The sequence below is a fragment of the Billgrantia ethanolica genome, assembly GCF_021404305.1.
Lineage (GTDB): Bacteria > Pseudomonadota > Gammaproteobacteria > Pseudomonadales > Halomonadaceae > Halomonas > Halomonas ethanolica.
Window position 1 is genome coordinate 140170 of the sequence record NZ_JABFTX010000003.1, and the last position, 20770, is coordinate 160939.

The 20770-nt window shown below is 65.7% G+C and carries 13 protein-coding genes; 11 read left to right on the forward strand and 2 right to left on the reverse strand.

What is annotated here, in order from left to right; genetic code table 11:
* Window positions 1-52 precede the first annotated feature (52 nt).
* The 8 genes from HOP53_RS13660 to eno all read left to right on the forward strand — a co-directional run bounded on the left by HOP53_RS13660 (window position 53) and on the right by eno (window position 14458).
* A complete protein-coding gene (locus HOP53_RS13660) occupies window positions 53-2179 on the forward strand; it encodes a type IV pilus secretin PilQ (RefSeq protein WP_234270547.1) in 2127 nt (708 codons plus the stop codon).
* Window positions 2179-2721 (forward strand): shikimate kinase AroK, encoded by a 543-nt coding sequence (aroK, locus tag HOP53_RS13665; RefSeq protein ID WP_234270548.1) that lies wholly within the window; start codon window positions 2179-2181, stop codon window positions 2719-2721. Before HOP53_RS13660 ends, aroK begins: the two co-directional genes overlap by 1 nt.
* Window positions 2722-2724: 3 nt before the next feature.
* Window positions 2725-3837, forward strand: a complete 1113-nt coding sequence (gene aroB / locus HOP53_RS13670; protein ID WP_234270549.1) for a 3-dehydroquinate synthase — start codon at window positions 2725-2727, stop codon at window positions 3835-3837.
* Between the two features lie 484 nt (window positions 3838-4321).
* Window positions 4322-8773, forward strand: coding sequence for a glutamate synthase large subunit (gltB, locus tag HOP53_RS13675; protein WP_234270550.1), 4452 nt, complete (start codon window positions 4322-4324; stop codon window positions 8771-8773).
* A 23-nt stretch (window positions 8774-8796) separates the two neighbouring features.
* Window positions 8797-10218 (forward strand): FAD-dependent oxidoreductase, encoded by a 1422-nt coding sequence (locus HOP53_RS13680; protein WP_234270551.1) that lies wholly within the window; start codon window positions 8797-8799, stop codon window positions 10216-10218.
* A 355-nt stretch (window positions 10219-10573) separates the two neighbouring features.
* Window positions 10574-12229 (forward strand): CTP synthase, encoded by a 1656-nt coding sequence (locus tag HOP53_RS13685; RefSeq protein WP_234270552.1) that lies wholly within the window; start codon window positions 10574-10576, stop codon window positions 12227-12229.
* A 13-nt stretch (window positions 12230-12242) separates the two neighbouring features.
* Window positions 12243-13100: a 3-deoxy-8-phosphooctulonate synthase gene (kdsA, locus tag HOP53_RS13690; protein ID WP_422677619.1), complete on the forward strand. Its 858-nt coding sequence runs from the start codon at window positions 12243-12245 to the stop codon at window positions 13098-13100.
* Between the two features lie 65 nt (window positions 13101-13165).
* Window positions 13166-14458: a phosphopyruvate hydratase gene (eno, locus tag HOP53_RS13695; RefSeq protein WP_234270554.1), complete on the forward strand. Its 1293-nt coding sequence runs from the start codon at window positions 13166-13168 to the stop codon at window positions 14456-14458.
* A gap of 568 nt (window positions 14459-15026) precedes the next feature.
* Here the strand turns inward: eno and fdxA are convergent.
* On the reverse strand, window positions 15027-15350 hold the full coding sequence (fdxA, locus tag HOP53_RS13700; protein ID WP_010630102.1) for a ferredoxin FdxA: 324 nt from the start codon (window positions 15348-15350) through the stop codon (window positions 15027-15029).
* A 302-nt stretch (window positions 15351-15652) separates the two neighbouring features.
* Window positions 15653-18244, reverse strand: a complete 2592-nt coding sequence (gene mutS / locus HOP53_RS13705; RefSeq protein WP_234270555.1) for a DNA mismatch repair protein MutS — start codon at window positions 18242-18244, stop codon at window positions 15653-15655.
* Window positions 18245-18414: 170 nt separating this feature from the next.
* On the opposite strand from mutS, the gene HOP53_RS13710 reads away from it, so the two are divergent.
* From HOP53_RS13710 to HOP53_RS13720, 3 genes are all read left to right on the forward strand, one after another.
* Window positions 18415-18942, forward strand: a complete 528-nt coding sequence (locus tag HOP53_RS13710) for a CinA family protein (protein ID WP_234270556.1) — start codon at window positions 18415-18417, stop codon at window positions 18940-18942.
* A gap of 148 nt (window positions 18943-19090) precedes the next feature.
* Complete coding sequence (recA, locus tag HOP53_RS13715; protein ID WP_234270557.1) at window positions 19091-20152, forward strand: recombinase RecA; 1062 nt, start codon at window positions 19091-19093, stop codon at window positions 20150-20152.
* A gap of 48 nt (window positions 20153-20200) precedes the next feature.
* Entirely contained in the window at window positions 20201-20683 is a 483-nt protein-coding gene (locus HOP53_RS13720; RefSeq protein WP_234270558.1) for a regulatory protein RecX, read from the forward strand.
* The last annotated feature ends 87 nt before the right edge of the window (window positions 20684-20770 follow it).

Consider the following 20770-nt stretch of genomic DNA (forward strand, 5'->3'; position numbering starts at 1 on the left):
TGCTAGTCGTGGCAGCAGAAGCAGTCGGAATGGGCAGAGGGGAAGGGGAACGATGAGACATCTGATTGGCACATTGGCGCTACTCTGCCTGGCATTGTTGGCGGCACCGGTGCTGGCGGCATCCACGCTGACCGACCTCGACTTTCGTCAGGGCGAGCGCGGCGAGCTGCTGGTCGACCTGAGCTTTCGTGGCGGGGTGCCCGAAGTGCGCGGCTATCGGCTGGATGAGCCCGCGCGGCTGACCATCGATCTCGTCGATACGGCCAACGCCCTGGAGCGTCGCCGTCTCGACCTGGGCATCGGCGGCGTCGAACAGGTGACGGCGCTCGAGGCCGGTTCTCGTACGCGGCTGGTCTTTCATATGGACCGCCCGCTGCCCTACGACACCCAGCAGCAGGGCGATCAGCTGCGGCTGACCATCGGTGGCCCGGCGGCTGCGCCGGGCACGGTGCCCGCCCAGCCGGCGGCGTCGCCTCAGGCCTCGGCGCCGGCATCGGCTGCCCCCGGTGGCATGCCGAGTATCTCCGACATCGACTTTCGCCGCGGCGAAGGCGGCGCGGGGCGGCTGATCGTCACCTTCGATCGGAGCGGGGTCGACGCCAGGGTGCGCGAATCGGGCCGTAACCGCATCGTCGCCGAGCTCAGCGGTGTCGACCTGCCGGAAGCGCACAATCAGGTCCTCGATGTCAGCGACTTCGGCACGCCGCTGCGGCGCATCACGCCGCGGGTCGGACGCGACGGAGTGACCCTCGAGATCGAAGGCAGCGGCGAGTTCGCCATGCTTTCCACCCAGAGCGGGCGTCAGCTGACCATCGAGGCGCAGCCCGTCACCCAGCAGGAGCGTGAGCAGCGCGTGCGCCAGCAGTTCCCCTATACCGGCGAGCGCATCACGCTCAACTTCCAGGACATCGAGGTACGCTCGGTGCTGGCGATCATCGCTGACTTCACCGGGCTCAACCTGGTGGCCAGCGACAGCGTGACCGGTCAGGTCACCCTCAATCTGCAGGACGTGCCCTGGGACCAGGCGCTCGACCTGGTGCTCAAGAGCCATGGCCTGGCCAGTCGCCAGGAGGGCAGCGTCATCATGGTGGCGCCGGCCAGTGAGCTGGCCAACATCGAGCGTCAGGAACTCGAGGCGCGGGCCCAGGTCGAGACCCTGGCGCCGCTGGTCTCGGAGTACGTGCAGGTGCGCTATGCCCGCGCCGAGGACCTGGCCCAGCTGCTGCGCGGTGGCGACGGCTTCGGCCTGCTCACGGAGCGTGGCCGCGTGGCGGTGGATCAGCGCACCAACACCCTGCTGATCCAGGACACTGCCGACCAGATCCAGGATATCCTGCGCACCCTGGACCAGCTCGACGTGGCGGTGCGTCAGGTACAGATCGAGGCGCGCATCGTCATCGCCCGCGATGGCGTGACCCAGGAGCTTGGCGTCAACTGGGGCGCGTCGTCGCGCGGCAGCAGCCGCCTAAACCTGGGTGGCGCCTCCACCGGCGTACCCACTGCCGTGACGGGCGACGGCTTCACCGGGCAGCGCGACCCGCGCGGCCAGTTCACCGGCGAGTTCGAGACTCCGTCCGGTAGCCGCTTCCAGCGCGGCGGCCTGGCCGTCGATCTGGGCAGTGCCAACCCCATGACCAGCTTCGGCTTCGGCTACCTCTCTGGCGACATCCTGCTCGACCTCGAGCTGAGAGCGCTGGAGAGCGAGAACAAGAGTCAGACCATCTCGCAGCCACGGGTGATCACCGCCAACCAGCGTACCGCCCTCATTCAGCAGGGCGAGGAGCGGGCCTTCCAGACCGTCAGCGATCGGGGTACCGAAACCGACTTCAAGGAGGCGCTGCTGTCGCTGGAGGTGACGCCGCAGATCACCCCCGACAACCGCATCATCATGGACCTGGTGATCACCAACGACAGCTTCCGAGAGGCCCTGCCGGGCCAGGCGCCGCCCATCGATACCAATCGCATCGAGACCCAGGTGCTGGTCGACAACGGCGAGACGGTGGTACTTGGTGGCATTCTCACCACCGAGCAGCTCAGCCGTCTGGCCAAGACGCCCTTCTTTGGCGACCTGCCTGTGCTGGGCAGGCTTTTCCGGTACAATGAGTCGAGCAATCAGAAGGTGGAGCTGCTGGTCTTCATCACTCCACGCATACTCGAGGACGGCCTGGCGATTCGCTGATGCAGGATTTGCCCAATCTGATATTGATCGGCCCCATGGGGGCGGGAAAGAGCACCATCGGCCGCCTTCTGGCGGCCGAACTTTCGCGTCAGTTCCTCGACAGCGATCATGAGATCCAGGCCCGCTGCGGGGCCGATATTCCTTGGATCTTCGACGTCGAGGGCGAGGCGGGTTTTCGCCATCGCGAAGTGCAGATGATCGAAGAGCTGACCGAGCTCGAGGGGGTGGTCATCGCCACTGGCGGCGGGGCGGTGCTGCGCGAGGAGAACCGTCGGCGGCTGCGCGAGCGAGGCACCGTCATCTATCTGTTCACCACCGTCGAACAGCAGCTCAAGCGTGTGGCCAAGGATCGCAACCGCCCCCTGCTGCAGCGCCCCGACCGCGAGCAGGTGCTGCGTGAGATGTTCGCTGTGCGCGACCCGCTCTACCGCGCCACGGCCGATATCGTGGTGCGCACCGACCGGCGCAGCCCTCGTGCGGTGGTCAACGAGATCGTGCGCCGCGTGCAGCGGCTGGTCGACCCTCTACAAGCCAAGGCCTGAACCATGACCGAGAGCGAAACCTCTACCGTCCCGCGCACGCTTCAGGTGGCGCTGGGTGAGCGCAGCTATCCCATTCACATCGGTACCGGCCTGCTCGGCGAGCCCGCCTGGTTGGCACCCTACCTGGCCGGGCGCCAGGTCATGGTCGTGACCAACCAAGCGGTCGCTCCCCATTACCTGGCGCGCCTCAAGGCGGGGCTGCCGAGTGACGCAGTGGTGCGCGAGCTGGTGCTGCCCGACGGCGAGGCGACCAAGACCCTGGCCAGCGTCGGTCTCATCTGGGATGCGCTGCTGGAGGCCGGCTTCAACCGCCGCTGCACCCTGGTGGCTCTGGGAGGCGGGGTGATCGGCGACATGGTCGGCTTCGCTGCCGCCTGCTATCAGCGCGGCGTGGCGTTCATCCAGGTGCCCACCACGCTGCTCTCCCAGGTGGACTCTTCGGTGGGCGGCAAGACCGGCGTCAATCATCCGCTGGGCAAGAACATGATCGGTGCCTTCTGGCAGCCGCGGGCAGTGCTGATCGACACCGATACCCTGCGCACGCTGCCGGCCAAGGAGCTCTCGGCGGGGCTGGCCGAGGTGATCAAGTACGGTCTGATTCGCGATGCCGAGTTCCTCGCCTGGCTGGAAGACGAAATGGCCGCGCTGAGAGCCCTGCAGCCGCAGGCGCTGGCCTGGGCCATCGAGCGTAGCTGCCGACTCAAGGCAGAGATCGTGGCCGAGGATGAAACCGAGCAGGGCGTACGGGCACTGCTCAACCTGGGGCATACCTTCGGTCATGCCATCGAGTCGCACCAGGGTTACGGCCAGTGGCTGCACGGCGAGGCGGTGGGCGTCGGCATGCTGATGGCGGCTGAACTCTCGCATCGGCTCGGCTGGCTCGATGCCGGCGACGTCGAGCGCACCGCCGCCATCATCGCCGCCGCCGGCCTGCCGCTGGTGGCTCCCGCCGACATGGGCGTGGAGGACTTCCTCACCCGCATGCGTCTGGACAAGAAGAACGTCGATGAGCGCCTGCGCCTGATTCTGCTCGAGACGCTGGGCCGGGCGGTGATCCATGACCAGACCCCCCGAGAGTTGCTCGAGGAGTTGCTGGCCACGTTCCCCCGGCGTTGAGGTTTCCTCGGCGCTGGCGTTTCGCCGACTTTTCCTCTCTTTAGCAAGAAGGCCGCACGAAGCGATTCGTGCGGCCTTCTTGCTGTTCCGCGAATGCTGTTCTGAACTGATCAGAGCGACACATGTTGCGCTTCAGGCATCAAATCCGTATGCCTCATGCCGTATCGGCATGGGGAAAACGGGTATTTTTAGACTAAAGGCGCATGCCTGATTCTAATCGTTTGAAATCCGTTTATGGGTTTCGCAAGTCGTTGAACTGGTGGTTTTTTTTGCTTTGAGTCATTCAGCAAGTTGCGGATTTGGCGAGAGTTTTGGAGGTGGCGTGGTGGGCGGGAGATTGCGCGGCGGGGCAGTAAGTGTCTATGCTGGGCGTCCTTTTCTCGCGACAGCGGCAGGCTGCTCTTGGCGGCCAAAATAAGAAGAAAACTGATTAGAATACATAACTGCTGTTGTTTGGTCAATAGTCATTTTCTGAGGCACGCCCATGAACCGAGGCCTTCATCAACCAGGCGAGTTCCGTGACAACTGCGGATTCGGCCTGATCGCACATATGGAAGGGCAGGCCAGCCATGATCTGCTGCGTACCGCCATCGAGTCCCTCACCTGCATGACCCATCGCGGCGGTATCGCCGCCGATGGCAAGACCGGTGATGGCTGCGGCCTGCTGCTGAAGATGCCCGAGGCCTTCATGCGCGAGGCCGCCGCCGAGGCGCTCGACGTCGAGCTGGGCGAGCTGTTCGCCGTGGGCGCGGTGTTCCTGCCCGACGACGACGCCAAGGAAGCCCGCGCACGCGGCATTCTGGAGGGTGAGCTGCGTGCCTGCGGTCTGGTGATCCGCGGCTGGCGCAACGTGCCGGTGGATCCCACTTACTGCGGGCCCATCGCCCGCGCCTGCCTGCCGCGCATTCGTCATCTGTTCGTCGAGCCGGGCAAGCTCGGCGACCCCGAGCGCTTCGACGTCGACCTGTTCATGGCGCGTCGTCGCGCCGAGCAGATGCTGCGCGACGAAGAAGACTTCTACGTCAGCTCGCTGTCGTCTCAGGTGATCTCCTACAAGGGCCTGATGATGCCGGTGGATCTCCCCACCTTCTATCAGGATCTGGGCGACGAGCGACTGCAGACTTCGATCTGCGTGTTCCACCAGCGCTTCTCCACCAATACCGAGCCGCGCTGGCCGCTGGCGCAACCGTTCCGTTTCCTCGCCCACAACGGCGAGATCAACACCATCGAAGCCAACCGCGGCTGGGCCAACTCGCGCAAGGAGAACTTCGTCAACGAGCGGTTGCCCGACATCGCCGAGCTCGACGAGATCGTCAATACCGTGGGTTCCGACTCCTCGAGCATGGACAACATGCTCGAAGTGCTGCTGATGGGCGGCATGGAACTGCATCGCGCCGTGCGCATGATGGTGCCGCCAGCCTGGCAGAACGTCGAGACCATGGGCGCAGAGCTGCGTGCCTTCTACGAATACAACTCCATGCACATGGAGCCGTGGGACGGCCCCGCCGGCCTGGTCATGACCGACGGCCGCCAGGCGGTCTGCATGCTCGACCGCAACGGCCTGCGTCCGGCGCGCTGGGTGATCACCAAGAATGGCTACATCACCCTGGCCTCGGAGATCGGCACCTACGATTACAAGCCCGACGATGTGGTGGCCAAGGGGCGCGTCGGCCCGGGTCAGATCCTCGCCGTGGACACCCACACCGGCGAAGTGCTGCATACCGGGGACATCGACGAGCGGCTGAAGTCCGCCTATCCCTACAAGCGCTGGCTCAAGGAAGAGGCGCACTATCTGGAATCGGCGCTGACCGAGCTGGCCAGCTTCCAGAACATGGACTCCGATGCGGTCAATACCTGGCAGAAAATGTTCCAGGTCAGCTTCGAGGAGCGTGATCAGGTGTTGCGGCCGCTGGCCGAGAGCGGTCAAGAGGCGGTGGGCTCCATGGGCGACGACACCCCCATGGCGGTGCTGTCGCGTCGCAGCCGGCTGCTCACCGACTACTTCCGCCAGAAGTTCGCCCAAGTCACCAATCCGCCCATCGACCCGCTGCGCGAAGCGATCGTGATGTCGCTGGAGACCTGTATCGGTGCCGAGCTCAACGTGTTCAAGGCCACGCCTGAGCACGCCCACCGGATCATCCTGACCACCCCGGTGCTGTCGCCGCGCAAGTTCACCGCGCTGCTCGAGCAGGACGACCCGGCCTTCTCTCATCAGCGCCTCTGCCTGGGCTACGATCCGGAACGGATGGGGCTCAAGGCGGCCATCGTCGAACTGTGCCGTCAGGCCGAGGCCGCAGTGCACGAAGGCAAGGTGATCCTGGTACTGTCGGACGCCAACCTGGAGAAGGGCCAGCTGCCCATCCACGCCGCACTGGCGGTGGGGGCAGTGCACCACCATCTGGGCAGGCTGGCCCTGCGCCCGCGCGCCAACATCGTGGTCGAGACCGGCTACGCCCGTGACGCTCACCAGATGGCGGTGCTGTTCGGTGTCGGCGCCACCGCGGTGTTCCCGTGGCTGGCCTATCAAGTGATGGCCGACATGCACCGCACCGGCGAGCTCACCGGCAACCCGGCCGATGCCCGCGAGAACTACCGCAAGGGCATGCAGAAGGGGCTCTACAAGATCCTCTCCAAGATGGGCATCTCGACGCTGGCCTCCTACCGCGGCTCGCAGCTGTTCGAGGCGGTGGGACTCTCCTCTGAGGTGGTCGAGCTGTGCTTCACCGGCATGGCCTCACGCATCGAGGGTACCGGCTTCAGCGAGCTGCAGCTGCAGCAGGAGCTGCTGGCCCGCGACGCCTGGACGCCGCGCAAGGGCATCGCCCAGGGCGGCCTGCTCAAATACGTGCACGACCACGAGTATCACGCCTACAACCCCGACGTGGTGAAGGCGTTGCAAGAGGCCGTGCAGGAAGGCGACTACGCCAAGTGGAAGAAATTCGCTCAACTGGTCAACGAGCGCCCGGCCGCGACCATCCGCGACCTGCTGGGGCTCAAGGCCGCCGAGACGACGCTGCCGCTCGAGGAGGTGGAATCGATCGACGAGCTGATTCCGCGTTTCGACAGCGCCGGCATGTCGCTGGGCGCGCTCTCCCCCGAGGCTCACGAGGCGTTGGCCCAGGCCATGAATGAGGCCGGCGGACGCTCCAACTCCGGCGAGGGCGGTGAGGATCCGGCCCGCTACGGCACCATCCGCAGCTCCAAGATCAAGCAGGTCGCCTCCGGGCGCTTCGGTGTCACCCCGACCTACCTGGTCAACGCCGAGGTGCTTCAGATCAAGGTGGCCCAGGGTGCCAAGCCTGGCGAGGGCGGTCAGCTGCCCGGCGGCAAGGTCAATGAGCTGATCGCGCGGCTGCGCTACTCGGTGCCCGGCGTGACGCTTATTTCGCCGCCGCCGCACCACGACATCTATTCCATCGAGGACCTGGCGCAGCTGATCTTCGACCTCAAGCAGGTCAACCCGGAGGCGCAGGTGTCGGTGAAGCTGGTCTCCGAGCCCGGCATCGGCACCATCGCCACCGGCGTGGCCAAGGCCTACGCCGACCTGATCACCGTGTCCGGCTACGACGGCGGCACCGCGGCCAGCCCGCTGACCTCGATCAAGCACGCCGGCTCGCCGTGGGAGCTGGGTCTGCCTGAGGTGCATCAGGCGCTGCGCATCAACGGCCTGCGCGACAAGATCCGTCTGCAGACCGACGGCGGCCTGAAGACCGGCCTCGACGTGGTCAAGGCCGCGATCCTCGGCGCCGAGAGCTTCGGCTTCGGCACCGCGCCGATGGTGGCGCTGGGCTGCAAGTACCTGCGTATCTGTCACCTCAACAACTGTGCCACCGGCGTGGCCACCCAGCATCAGTACCTGCGCGACGAGCATTTCCGCGGCACCGTGGACATGGTCAAGAACTACTTCCGCTTCATCGCCGAAGAAGTGCGCGAGCTGATGGCAATGATGGGCGTACGTCAGTTGACCGACCTGATCGGCCGCACCGATCTGCTCGAGGTGCTGGAAGGCGACACTGCTTCCCAGCGCAAGCTCGACCTGACGCCGCTGCTGGCCAACGATTTCGTGCCCGCCGATGCGCCGCAGTTCTGTCAGGTCAGCCGCAACGTACCCCACGACCCGGGTGCCAAGAATCAGGAGGTGCTGGCCGCCATCGAGCAGGCCATTGCCGACAAGAGCGGCGGTGAGTTCGCCTTCACCATCACCAACTGCGACCGCTCGGTGCCGGCGCTCTCCTCGGGTGCGGTGGCCAAGCACTACGGCGAAGCCGGCCTCGAGGACGCCACCATCACGCTGCGCTTCACCGGCGTGGCCGGGCAGAGCTTCGGCGTGTGGAACGCTCGCGGCCTCAACCTCTATCTGGAGGGCGATGCCAACGACTATGTCGGCAAGGGCATGAACGGCGGCAAGGTGGTGCTGGTACCGCCCCGCGGCAGCCGCTTCGAGAGCCACAAGACGGCGATCATCGGCAACACCTGCCTGTACGGCGCCACCGGCGGCAAGCTGTTTGCCGCCGGCACCGCCGGCGAGCGCTTCGCCGTGCGCAACTCCGGCGCCCATGCGGTGATCGAGGGGGCCGGCGACCACTGCTGCGAGTACATGACCGGCGGGTTGGTCTGCGTACTCGGCGAGACCGGTGTCAACTTCGGTGCCGGCATGACCGGTGGCTTTGCCTACGTGCTCGACGAGGATCGCTCCTTCGTCGATCGCTACAACCATGAGCTGGTGGAGATCCACCGGATCAACACCGAGGCCATGGAGGCCTACCGGCGTCACCTGCGGGAGATCATCGAGGAGTTTGTGAGCGAGACGAACTCTGCCCGCGGGCGTGAGATTCTCGACGACTTCAGCGAACACGTGCGTCATTTCTGGCTGGTCAAGCCCAAGGCGGCAAGCCTTGGCAGCCTGCTCGACGAATCGCGCAGACGTCCCGAGTGAGCCGGATTTCAGGAGATACGCAAATGGCCAACCGATTGACCAGAAACGACTTTCAGTTCCTCGACGTGGGCCGCCAGGACCCGCAGAAGAAGGATGCTCGGACCCGCTCGCGCGAGTTCGCCGAGATCTACGAGCCGTACAAGCCCCAGGAGGCGGCCAGCCAGTCGCACCGCTGCCTGCACTGCGGCAACCCGTACTGCGAGTGGAAGTGCCCGGTGCATAACTACATTCCCAACTGGCTGCAGCTGGTGGCCGAGGGCAACATCATCGAGGCCGCCGAGCTATCGCACAAGACCAACTCGCTGCCCGAGGTGTGCGGCCGGGTGTGTCCGCAGGACCGGCTGTGCGAGGGCGCCTGTACCCTCAACGACGGCTTCGGCGCGGTGACCATCGGCTCGGTGGAGAAGTACATCACCGATACTGCCTTCGCCATGGGCTGGCGCCCCGACATGTCCCAGGTCACCTGGACCGACAAGAAGGTTGCCATCGTCGGTGCCGGGCCGGCGGGGCTGGGCTGTGCCGACATCTTGGTGCGCAACGGCGTCAAGCCGGTGGTGTTCGACAAGTACCCCGAGATCGGCGGCCTGCTGACCTTCGGCATCCCCGAGTTCAAGCTCGACAAGACGGTGATGGAGCGCCGCCGGGCGGTGTTCGAGGAGATGGGCATCGAGTTCCGTCTCAACGTCGAGATCGGCAAGGACATCCCCTTCGAGTCGCTGCTCGAGGAGTACGACGCGGTGTTCCTCGGCATGGGCACCTACAAGTACATGACCGGCGGCTTCCCGGGTGAGGACCTGCCCGGCGTGCACAAGGCACTCGACTATCTGATCGCCAACGTCAACCACTGCCTCGGCTTCGAGAAGGATCCGGCCGATTACGTCTCGCTGGAAGGACAGAAGGTGGTGGTGCTGGGCGGCGGCGACACCGCCATGGACTGTAACCGCACGGCGATTCGCCAGGGTGCGGCCACGGTGACCTGCGCCTACCGCCGCGACGAGGAGAACATGCCCGGTTCCAAGCGCGAGGTGGCCAACGCCCGCGAGGAGGGGGTGGAGTTCCTGTTCAACCGCCAGCCGGTGGCGGTGGTCGGCGAAGGCAAGGTCGAGGGTGTGAAGGTAGTGCGTACGCGCCTGGGCGAGCCCGACGAGAACGGTCGTCGTCGCCCCGAGGTGGTGCCCGGCTCCGAGGAGATCCTGCCGGCCGACGCCGTGGTCATCGCCTTCGGCTTCCAGCCGAGCCCGGCGCCCTGGTTCGAGAAGTTCGGTATCGAACTCGACGAGCGTGACCGTGTGCTGGCACCCGAGAAGGCCGCCTACGCCTTCCAGACCACCAACGAGAAGATCTTCGCTGGCGGCGACATGGTGCGCGGCTCCGATCTGGTGGTCACCGCCGTGTTCGAGGGCCGTCAGGCCGCCGAGGGTATCCTCGACTACCTGAAGGTCTGAGGCTCTGCTGATGTGGGGCGGGCCTGTAGAGGCCCGTTCCCGAGGCTCTCCCGTCGACAGGGCTAGGCGGAGGCGCTGTGAAAACAGTCTGTCGTACCGCTACGGTGAGCGGCGCCGGGGGGGCAGGCCAAAGAGGAGGTCTTTTGCCAGGGAAGGCAAAAGTAGCGCCCAGGGATGGGTTCACAGCGCCTCCTCGACGGCCTGCCCCCGGTACAGCCGCATTCGAGGCCGCCAAGACCACTCAAAGTCACTAAGTCGGCTGAAATTGAGCCATTGGTCGTAATCTGCTACGCTGTCGTCCCATCCTGGCGCGGCTTTCTGCCGGGCCTACCGATCACGTTTCGACAGGTTCTCCATGACACGATATATCTTCGTGACCGGCGGCGTTGTGTCCTCTCTTGGCAAGGGCATCGCGTCGGCCTCGCTGGCGGCGATTCTCGAGGCGCGCGGCCTCAAGGTCACCATGCTCAAGCTCGATCCCTATATCAACGTGGATCCGGGCACCATGAGCCCCTTCCAGCACGGCGAGGTGTTCGTCACCGAAGATGGCGCCGAGACCGACCTCGACCTGGGCCACTACGAGCGCTTCATCCGCACCAAGATGACCCAGGGCAACAACTTCACCACCGGCCGCGTCTACGAGCACGTGCTGCGTCGTGAGCGCCGTGGCGACTACCTGGGTGGCACCGTGCAGGTGATCCCCCACATCACCGACGAGATCAAGCGTCGTGTGTATGCCGGCGGCGAGGGCTTCGACGTGGCCCTGGTGGAGATCGGCGGTACCGTGGGCGACATCGAGTCGCTGCCGTTCCTCGAGTCGATCCGCCAGATCCGCAGTGAGCTGGGGGCGAGCCGGGCGATCTTCATGCACCTCACCCTGGTGCCCTACATCAAGACAGCCGGCGAGACCAAGACCAAGCCGACCCAGCACAGCGTCAAGGAGCTGCGCTCCATCGGTATCCAGCCCGACATCCTGATCTGTCGCAGCGAAGTCGAACTGGAAGAGACCGAGCGGCGCAAGATTGCGCTGTTCACCAACGTCGAAGAGCGTGCCGTGGTGCCGCTGCAGGACGCCGACACCATCTACCGTATCCCGCTGATGCTCCATGAGCACGGCCTCGACGAGATCGTCTGCGACAAGCTGCGCCTCGAAGCGGCACCGGCCGATCTCGATGAGTGGGTCCGGGTGCTCGACGCCAAGCTCAATCCGTTGAAGTCGATCAACATCGCCATGGTCGGCAAGTACATGGAGCTGCTCGACGCCTACAAGTCGCTCAACGAGGCGCTGATCCACGCCGGCATTCAGACCCGGGTCAAGGTCAACGTCGACTACATCGACTCCGAGATCATCGAGCGTCAGGGCACCGAACGCCTGGCCGGCAAGGACGCTATCCTGGTGCCCGGCGGCTTCGGCGAGCGTGGCGTGGAGGGCAAGATCGCCACCGCCCGCTACGCACGCGAGAACGGCATTCCCTATCTCGGTATCTGCCTCGGCATGCAGGTCGCGGTGATCGAGTTCGCCCGTCACGTGGCCGGCTGGGAAGATGCCAACTCCACCGAGTTCACCCACGACACCCAGCATCCGGTGGTGGGCCTGATCACCGAGTGGATCAACGCCGAGGGCAAGATCGAGCTGCGTGACGAGGCCTCCGACCTGGGCGGCACCATGCGTCTGGGCGGCCAGGTATGCCACCTCGCGGCGGGCACCAAGGCGCGCGAAGCCTACGGCAGCGACGAGATCGTCGAGCGCCATCGCCACCGGTTCGAGGTCAACAACCAGTTCATAGAGCAGCTGGAGAAGGCCGGCCTGGTGGTCTCCGGCAAGAGCGTCGACAACTCGCTGGTGGAGATGATCGAGCTGCCCGACCACCCCTGGTTCGTGGCCTGCCAGTTCCATCCCGAGTTCACCTCCACGCCGCGCGACGGCCATCCGCTGTTCACCGGCTTCGTCAACGCGGCGCTGGAGCACAAGGCGGCGCGCGCTCGCGCGCTCTCCTCGCATCAGGAGTGAGACCATGTCTGCCATGACCCCGTCCACACCCGAACGTCATATCTCCTTTGCCGGCCTCACCGCCGGCAATTCTTTGCCGCTGATGCTGCTCGGCGGCATGAACGTGCTGGAGTCCCGCGAGCTGGCCCTCGAGGTGGCCAAGACCTATGTCGAGGTAACCGGTCGGCTCGGCATGCCCTATGTGTTCAAGGCCAGCTTCGACAAGGCCAACCGCAGCTCCATCCACTCCTTCCGAGGCCCCGGCCTGGAGAAGGGGCTGGAGATCCTGGCCGAGATCAAGCAGCGCTTCGGCGTACCGGTGATCACCGACGTGCACGAGCCGTGGCAGGCCGAGCCGGTGGCCGAGGTGGCCGACATCATTCAGCTGCCGGCCTTCCTGGCGCGCCAAACCGACCTGGTGGTGGCCATGGCGCGGACCGGTGCGGTGCTCAACATCAAGAAGCCGCAGTTCCTGGCGCCCCACGAAATGCGCCACATCATTCGCAAGTGCGAAGAGGCGGGCAACGACCGTGTACTGCTTTGCGAGCGCGGATCGAGCTTCGGATACAATAATCTGATCGTCGACATGCTCGGTTTCGGTGACATGAAGCAGACCGGCTGCCCGGTATTCTTCGACGTCACCCACTCCCTGCAGCGCCCCGGCGGGCGCGCCGACAGCGCCGGCGGACGTCGCCAGCAGGTGGCCGAGCTGGCACGCGCCGGCATTGCCGTGGGGCTGGCCGGGCTCTTCCTCGAAGCGCATCCGGACCCCGACAATGCTCTGTGCGACGGCCCCTGCGCACTGCCGCTGGACCAGCTCGAACCCTTCCTGACCCAGGCGAAAGCGCTCGACGATCTGGTCAAGGGCTTCCCGGCGCTGAAAATCGAATAAAGCCGAGAGAGAAAAAGCGATTCCCACGACTCAATCAACGCTGACTGAATGAAAGGACGATAGAGATGACCAAGATTGTCGATATCCAGGCCCTCGAGGTGCTCGACTCCCGCGGCAACCCCACCGTGCAGGCCGAGGTGCGCCTGGAGAGCGGCGCCGTGGGCGTGGCCTGCGCCCCGAGCGGCGCCTCCACTGGCTCCCGCGAGGCGCTGGAGCTGCGCGACGGTGACAAGTCGCGTTACCTGGGCAAGGGCGTGCTCAAGGCGGTGGAAGCCGTCAACGGCGCCATCCGCGAGCGGCTCGTGGGGATGGATGCCCGCGACCAGCGCGGTCTCGACAATGCCATGCTCGAGCTCGACGGCACCGACAACAAGGCCAAGCTGGGCGCCAATGCCATCCTCGCCGTGTCGCTGGCGGCGGCCAAGGCGGCAGCCAACGCCAAGGGCATGCCGCTGTATGCCCACATCGCCGAACTCTACGGCCAGCCGGGCCAGTACAGCATGCCGGTGCCGATGATGAACATCCTCAACGGCGGCGAGCATGCCGACAACAACGTCGATATCCAGGAGTTCATGGTGCAGCCGGTGGGCGCCCCGAACTTCCGCGAGGCCCTGCGGGTCGGCGCCGAGATCTTCCATGCGCTGAAGAAGGTACTTTCGGCCAAGGGCCTCTCCACCGCCGTGGGCGACGAGGGCGGCTTCGCGCCCAACCTGGAGTCCAACGCCGAGGCGCTCGCCGTGATCAAGCAGGCCGTTGCCGATGCCGGCTACGAACTCGGCCGCGACGTGACCCTTGCGCTGGACTGCGCTTCCTCCGAGTTCTACAAGGACGGTCAGTACGACCTCTCCGGCGAGGGCAAGGCCTTCGATGCCAATGGCTTCGTCGACTACCTGGCCGAGCTGTGCGACCAGTACCCCATCGTCTCCATCGAAGATGGCATGGACGAGTCCGACTGGGACGGCTGGAAGACGCTGACCGACAAGCTCGGCGACAAGGTGCAGCTGGTGGGCGACGATCTGTTCGTCACCAACACCAAGATCCTCAAGCGTGGCATCGACGAGAAGATCGGCAATTCCATCCTGATCAAGTTCAACCAGATCGGCTCCCTCTCCGAGACGCTGGACGCCATCAAAATGGCCCAGGACGCCGGCTTCACCGCAGTGATCTCCCATCGCAGCGGCGAGACCGAGGACACCACCATCGCCGATCTGGCGGTGGGCACCTCGGCGGGTCAGATCAAGACCGGTTCGCTGTGCCGCTCCGATCGCGTGGCCAAGTACAACCGTCTGCTGGTGATCGAGCAGCAGCTCGGCGAGCGCGTGAGCTACCCCGGACGAACAGCCATCAAAGGGCAGTAAATGGGTCGTGATTGGGCGCTGAACCGACGATATCGCTGACATTTTTGTAGGAAATTGCCTACAAAGAGGCGACGATTCAAGCCTAATCCTACTAGGAAAAACCGATGCCTTGGGTGTCGGTTTTTCTTTATCTCATTGTTTTTAAAGAATTTGATGTTTTCGCTGTCAACCGGCCAGATTTGGCGAGGTTGCCAGGGGCGCGCAGGAGCGCGTTTGCGTCTTTTGGCGGAAATGCCAGAATGCGTGTGGGACAAGGCAGAGCGGGAGGCTCTCCAGCAGGATGCAACGGGATGCTTGATTCGTGGCACGCCCGGTGTGACAGGAAGTCGCCTCCGGGCAGGGAAGCTGCCACTGGAGAGAGGGCGGAAGGAACCGCCCAAGGAAATGCTGGGAGCCGGGCGACCTTAGGGTCGCCTTTTTTTTGCCCAAGAGCTATGGCCCATGTGCAAATGCCGAAGGCCGCTTGGCCCTCGGCTCAGGTCGGACAGGCTCAGTCACTTACGCCCAGTCGGACTCCTTCGGTCCGATTCGTCTCTCGTTCGAAAGCGTCCGGCTCGGGAAGCGGGGCTCAGCGCTCCAGGTACTGCAGCTTGCCCGGCTTGCCATCCCACTCCTCGGCGTCGGCCGGCGGATCCTTCTTCTCGGCGATGTTCGGCCACACCTCGGAGAGTTCGGCGTTGAGCGCAATGAACTCCTCCTGGCCTTCCGGTAGCTCATCCTCCGAGAAGATCGCTTCGGCGGGGCATTCCGGCTCGCACAGGGCGCAGTCGATGCACTCGTCCGGATGGATCACCAGGAAGTTGGGCCCCTCATAGAAGCAGTCCACCGGGCAGACCTCGACGCAATCGGTGTACTTGCACTTGATGCAGTTTTCGGTGACGACAAAGGTCATGCCTGTCTCCCTCTTCACGGCCGGGTGCCTTGCCCGGGGTGATGTCGATAACTTGTTTAAGCCTAAAAGTTATAAAAAACCAACTTCTTATAATGGCGATAAAATTGGACGCTTCATTCTAGTCATGGTGGCCTGCCTGAGCAAGCGACACGGCACCTAGGGAAACACTGCGCAAATGCCTGCGCGAGCGAATCGCTTCGTTGCGCGGTGCTCGAAACCCTCACATATACCCCATATGCTCCGGTTCCTGTGCTCCGTGCGCCTTGCGCTTCATCTCGCTCGCCGATTTGTTCAGCGCTTCCCTACAGCTGCTCTCGCCAGGTATAGATCAACTCCAGCGCCCGGCGCGGCGTCAGCTCATCCGGGTCCAGCTCGGCCAGGGCGTCGAGTAGCGGGTGCGGTGCGCTGGCGAACAGGTCGCTCTGCATCGGCTTGGCATCGTCGCCCCGAGGCATGCCGCCGCCGCGACTGCTCTGGTCGACCTCCTGCTGCTCGAGTTGGGCCAGCTTGTCCCGCGCCCGCGCGATGACCGACTGCGGCACGCCGGCCAGCTGTGCCACCTGCAGGCCGTAGCTCTGGCTGGCGGGGCCCTCTTCCACCCGATGCATGAAGACGATGCCGTCGCGATGCTCGGCGGCCGTGAGGTGCACGTTGGCCACCCCTTCGGCCTGTTCGGCCAGCGCGGTCATCTCGAAGTAGTGGGTGGCGAACAGGGTGAAGGCGCGGGTGCGGGTCAGGTGCTCGGCGCTGGCCCAGGCCAGCGACAGCCCGTCGAAGGTGCTGGTGCCGCGGCCGATCTCGTCCATCAGCACCAGGCTGTGGTCGGTGGCGTTGTGCAGGATGCTGGCGGTCTCGGTCATCTCCACCATGAAGGTGGAGCGCCCGCCGGCCAGGTCGTCCGACGAGCCGATGCGGGTGTAGATGCGATCCACCGGGCCGATGCAGGCCTCGTCGGCCGGCACGAAGCTGCCGGTGTGAGCGAGCAGGGTGATCAACGCCGCCTGGCGCATGTAGGTCGACTTACCGCCCATGTTGGGTCCGGTGATCACCAGCATGCGGCGGTTGTCGTCGAGCACCAGGTCGTTGGGCACGAAAGGGGCGTCGCTGACGTGCTCCACCACCGGGTGGCGTCCGCCGCGAATCTCGATGCCCGGCGCCTCGTCGAGCCGGGGCCGCGAGAAGCCCAGCGCCAGGGCACGCTCGGCGAAGGCGCAGAGCACATCCAGCGCGGCCAGCGCGCGGCCGGTGCCCTGCAGGGGGGCAAGCTCGGCGTTGAGCGAGTCGAGCAGGCCGTCGTAGAGCAGCTTTTCCCGGGCCAGGGCGCGCGACTTGGCCGACAGCGCCTTGTCCTCGAACTCCTTGAGTTCGGGAATGATGAAGCGCTCGGCGTTCTTCAGGGTCTGGCGGCGCACGTAGTCCACCGGCACCTCACGGGCCTGGGCGCGGGGAATCTCGATGTAGTAGCCGTGTACGCGGTTGTAGCCCACCTTGAGCCCGGCCAGGCCGGTGCGCTCGCGCTCGCGGGCTTCGAGCTTCACCAGATAGTCGCCGGCGTGCTCGGCCAGGCCGCGGTAGTCGTCGAGCTCGGCGTCGAAGCCGTCGCGGATCACGCCGCCGTCGCGTATCACCACCGGGGGATTGTCGAACAGCCCCCGGGCGAGCATGTCGGCAAGCTCGGGATAGGGACGGATATGGTGGGCCAGTTCGTCCAGGGCGGTGCCTTCGCCGTAACCCTGCAGTTCGCCCTGGAGCTCCGGCAGGGCGAGCAGGGCGTCGCGCAGGCGGGCCAGATCCCGCGGCCGGGCGCTGTAGAGCGCCACCCGTGCCAGAATGCGCTCCACGTCGCCGATCGCCTTGAGCAGCTCGCGCAGGGCGACGAAGCCCTCCTGCTCCAGCAGCAGGGCGACTGCGGCCTGACGCCCCTGCACCTGGTCGCGGTCGCGCAGCGGACGGTTGAGCCAGCGCTTGAGCAGCCGCGAGCCCATGGCAGTGGCGGTGGTGTCGAGTACGCTGGCCAGCGTATTGTCGCTACTGCCGCCAAGATTGATGTCGATCTCCAGATTGCGCCGGCTGGCGGCGTCGATCACCACCGCGTCGTCGCGGTTCTCCACCCCCAGCGCGGTGACGTGGGGCAGCGGCGAGCGCTGGGTGTCGCGGGCGTATTCGACCAGCACCCCGGCGGCGGTCAGCGCGGCCTCGAGATGGGCGCAGCCGAAGCCGCGCAGGTCCTGCACCTGGAACTGGTCGCACAGCAGGCGCGTGGCCGATTCGAGATCGAACAGCCAGTCGCTCTGGCGGCGCAGGCCCGGTCGCCCTTCCAGGGCGGGCGGTAGCGACAGGCTCTCGGCGATGAGCAGCTCGGCGGGATCGAGACGCTGAAGCTCGGCGAGCATGTCTCCCTCGCCCTCCACCTCGAGCACGCTGAAGCGTCCGCTGGAGAGCTCCAGCCAGGCGATGCCCCAGCAGTCGCCGGCCGGGTGCACGGCGACCAGCAGGTTGTCGCGGCGGGCGTCGAGCAGCGCTTCGTCGTGCAGCGTGCCGGGGGTGACGATGCGCACCACGCGGCGCTCCACCGGTCCCTTGCTCGTCGCCGGGTCGCCGGTCTGCTCGCAGATCGCCACCGACTCGCCGGCCTTGACCAGGCGCGCCAGGTAGCCCTCGGCGCTGTGGTAGGGCACGCCGGCCATGGGGATCGGCTTGCCGCCGGACTGGCCGCGCTGGGTCAGGGTGATGTCGAGCAGAGCGGCGGCGCGCCTGGCGTCGTCGAAAAACAGCTCGTAGAAATCGCCCATGCGATAGAAGAGCAGCACGTCGGGATGCTCGCGCTTGATCTTCAGGTACTGGACCATCATCGGGGTGTGGGCCGGCATGGCCGTCTTGACCGCGTCGTTCATGCGTTCTCGGCTGGCTCGTCGATTGTGTGGGGCGTGGGAGGGCAAGGTTAACATGCACGGCCCGGAGCCGACACGCTCGGGGCCGGCGCGAATCTGCGCAGAGGATGGCCTGCCGCCGCAGAAAGGATGCGCTATGGTGGCAGGCAGTCCACTCGATCAGGAGCGATACCATGCCGCATAGTGCTTCCAGCCTCGCCAACCTCGATCTCACCACGCTGGCCGAGCGCCTCGGGCGGCGCTGCCGCGAGCAGGGCGTCAGCGTGACCGCGGCCGAATCGTGCACCGGCGGTGGAGTGGCCAGTGCCATCACCTCGGTGGCGGGCAGCTCGGACTACTTCGAGACCGGCTACGTGACCTATTCCAATGCGGCCAAGGCCCGCCTGCTGGGCGTTGCCGAGGCGTTGATTGCCGAGCACGGCGCCGTCAGCCGTGAGGTGGTGGAGGCCATGGTGGCGGGCGCCTGCCGCGACAGCGGCGCCAAGCTGGGGGTGGCGATCAGCGGCGTGGCCGGTCCCGATGGAGGTACGCCGGAAAAGCCGGTGGGCACCGTCTGGCTGGCCTGGGGCAGCAAACACGAGCAGCGCGCCGAGCGCTTCCACTTTCCCGGCGACCGCCGGGCGGTGCGCGAGCGGGCGGTGCGCGAGGCCATCGTCGGGCTGATTCGCTACCTGGAGAACCCGCCGGGGCAGGCACGTTGAACGAGTGACTAGGCGCGCGGCGTTTTTTTCGTCATACTACTGTCCAACCATACAGTGTCCGGGTGTGCTCCCCTTGGCGGCCCACCATTCATCATTGTATTTGCAGCATTGCATTTGCAGCGTCTGCGAGTTCTGCGAGGAGAGCCTCATGGCACAGGATGAAAATCGTTCCAAGGCATTGAATGCCGCCCTTTCCCAGATCGAGCGGCAGTTCGGCAAGGGTACCGTGATGCGCCTGGGCGATGCGCCGCGGGTGGCGATGCCCTCGGTGTCCACCGGTTCGCTGGGGCTGGACATCGCCCTGGGCATCGGCGGCCTGCCCTTTGGCCGCGTGGTGGAGATCTTCGGTCCGGAGTCCTCGGGCAAGACCACCCTGACCCTGTCGGTGATCGCCCAGGCCCAGAAGCAGGGCAAGACCTGCGCCTTCATCGATGCCGAGCACGCCCTCGACCCGAGCTACGCCGAGAAGCTCGGCGTCAACCTCGACGACCTGCTGGTATCGCAGCCGGACACCGGCGAGCAGGCGCTGGAGATCTGCGACATGCTGGTGCGCTCCGGCGGCGTCGACGTGATCATCATTGACTCGGTGGCGGCGCTCACCCCGCGGGCCGAGATCGAGGGCGAGATGGGCGACTCCCACGTCGGCCTGCAGGCGCGCCTGATGTCCCAGGCGCTGCGTAAGATCACCGGCCACATCAAGAACGCCAACTGTCTGGTGGTGTTCATCAACCAGATCCGCATGAAGATCGGCGTGATGTTCGGCAGCCCCGAGACCACCACCGGCGGCAACGCACTGAAGTTCTACGCCAGCGTGCGCCTCGACATCCGCCGCACCGGTTCGGTCAAGCAGGGCGACGAGGTGACCGGCAACGAGACCCGCGTCAAGGTGGTGAAGAACAAGGTGGCACCGCCGTTCCGTCAGGCCGAGTTCCAGATTCTCTACGGCAAGGGCATCTACCACGCCGGTGAGGTGATCGACCTTGGCGTACAGTGCAACCTGGTCGACAAGGCCGGCGCCTGGTACAGCTACAAGGGCAACAAGATCGGCCAGGGCAAGGCCAACGCCGCGCAGTTCCTCGAGGACAACCCGGCGGTGATGGAGGAGATCGAGAGCCAGATCCGCGGCCAACTGCTGGCCACGGCGGCGCCCAAGGAGGAGGTCGCCGAGCCGCTGGCCGCCGAGGCCGAGCGCGAGGACGACCTGCTCTAAGCATGCCGCTCTAAAACCATGTTGCGTTAAACCATGTTGCGTTAAACCATGCCATTGCAGTCCGGTTCCGAGCGTGCGTCGTCCCCGCGGGACGACGCCATCCGCCTGCTGGCCCGGCGCGAGTACGCTCGCGCCGAGCTGGCCCAGCGGCTAGCGGCGCGAGCCCACTCGGCCGAGGCGATAGCCGCCTGCCTCGATACCCTGGCCGACGAAGGCCTGCAGTCCGACACCCGCTTCGTCGAGAGTTTCGTGCGCTCGCGCATCGCGCGCGGCCAGGGCCCGCTGAAGGTGCGGGCCGAGCTGGAGCGGCGCGGCGTCGAACGCGCCCTGATCGCGGCCGCACTGGCCGAGGCCGAGCGGGAGGGCGAGGTCGATTGGTTCGAGCTTGCCGCCGCGACGCTGGCGCGGCGCTACTCCCAGCCTGACAGTACCCCCCGCGAGCGGGCCCGGCGCGAGCGTTTCCTGGCGTCTCGCGGTTTCGAATTCGAACAGGTACGCTATGCTCTCGAGCGGTGCAATGCCGCCGAATGACCCTGCCGTATGAGCGCCGCCCCCTTCAGTCGCTTGACAACTGCGCTATAATGCCTCCCTTTGTGAACGCCCTCGGTGGCGCTCCTG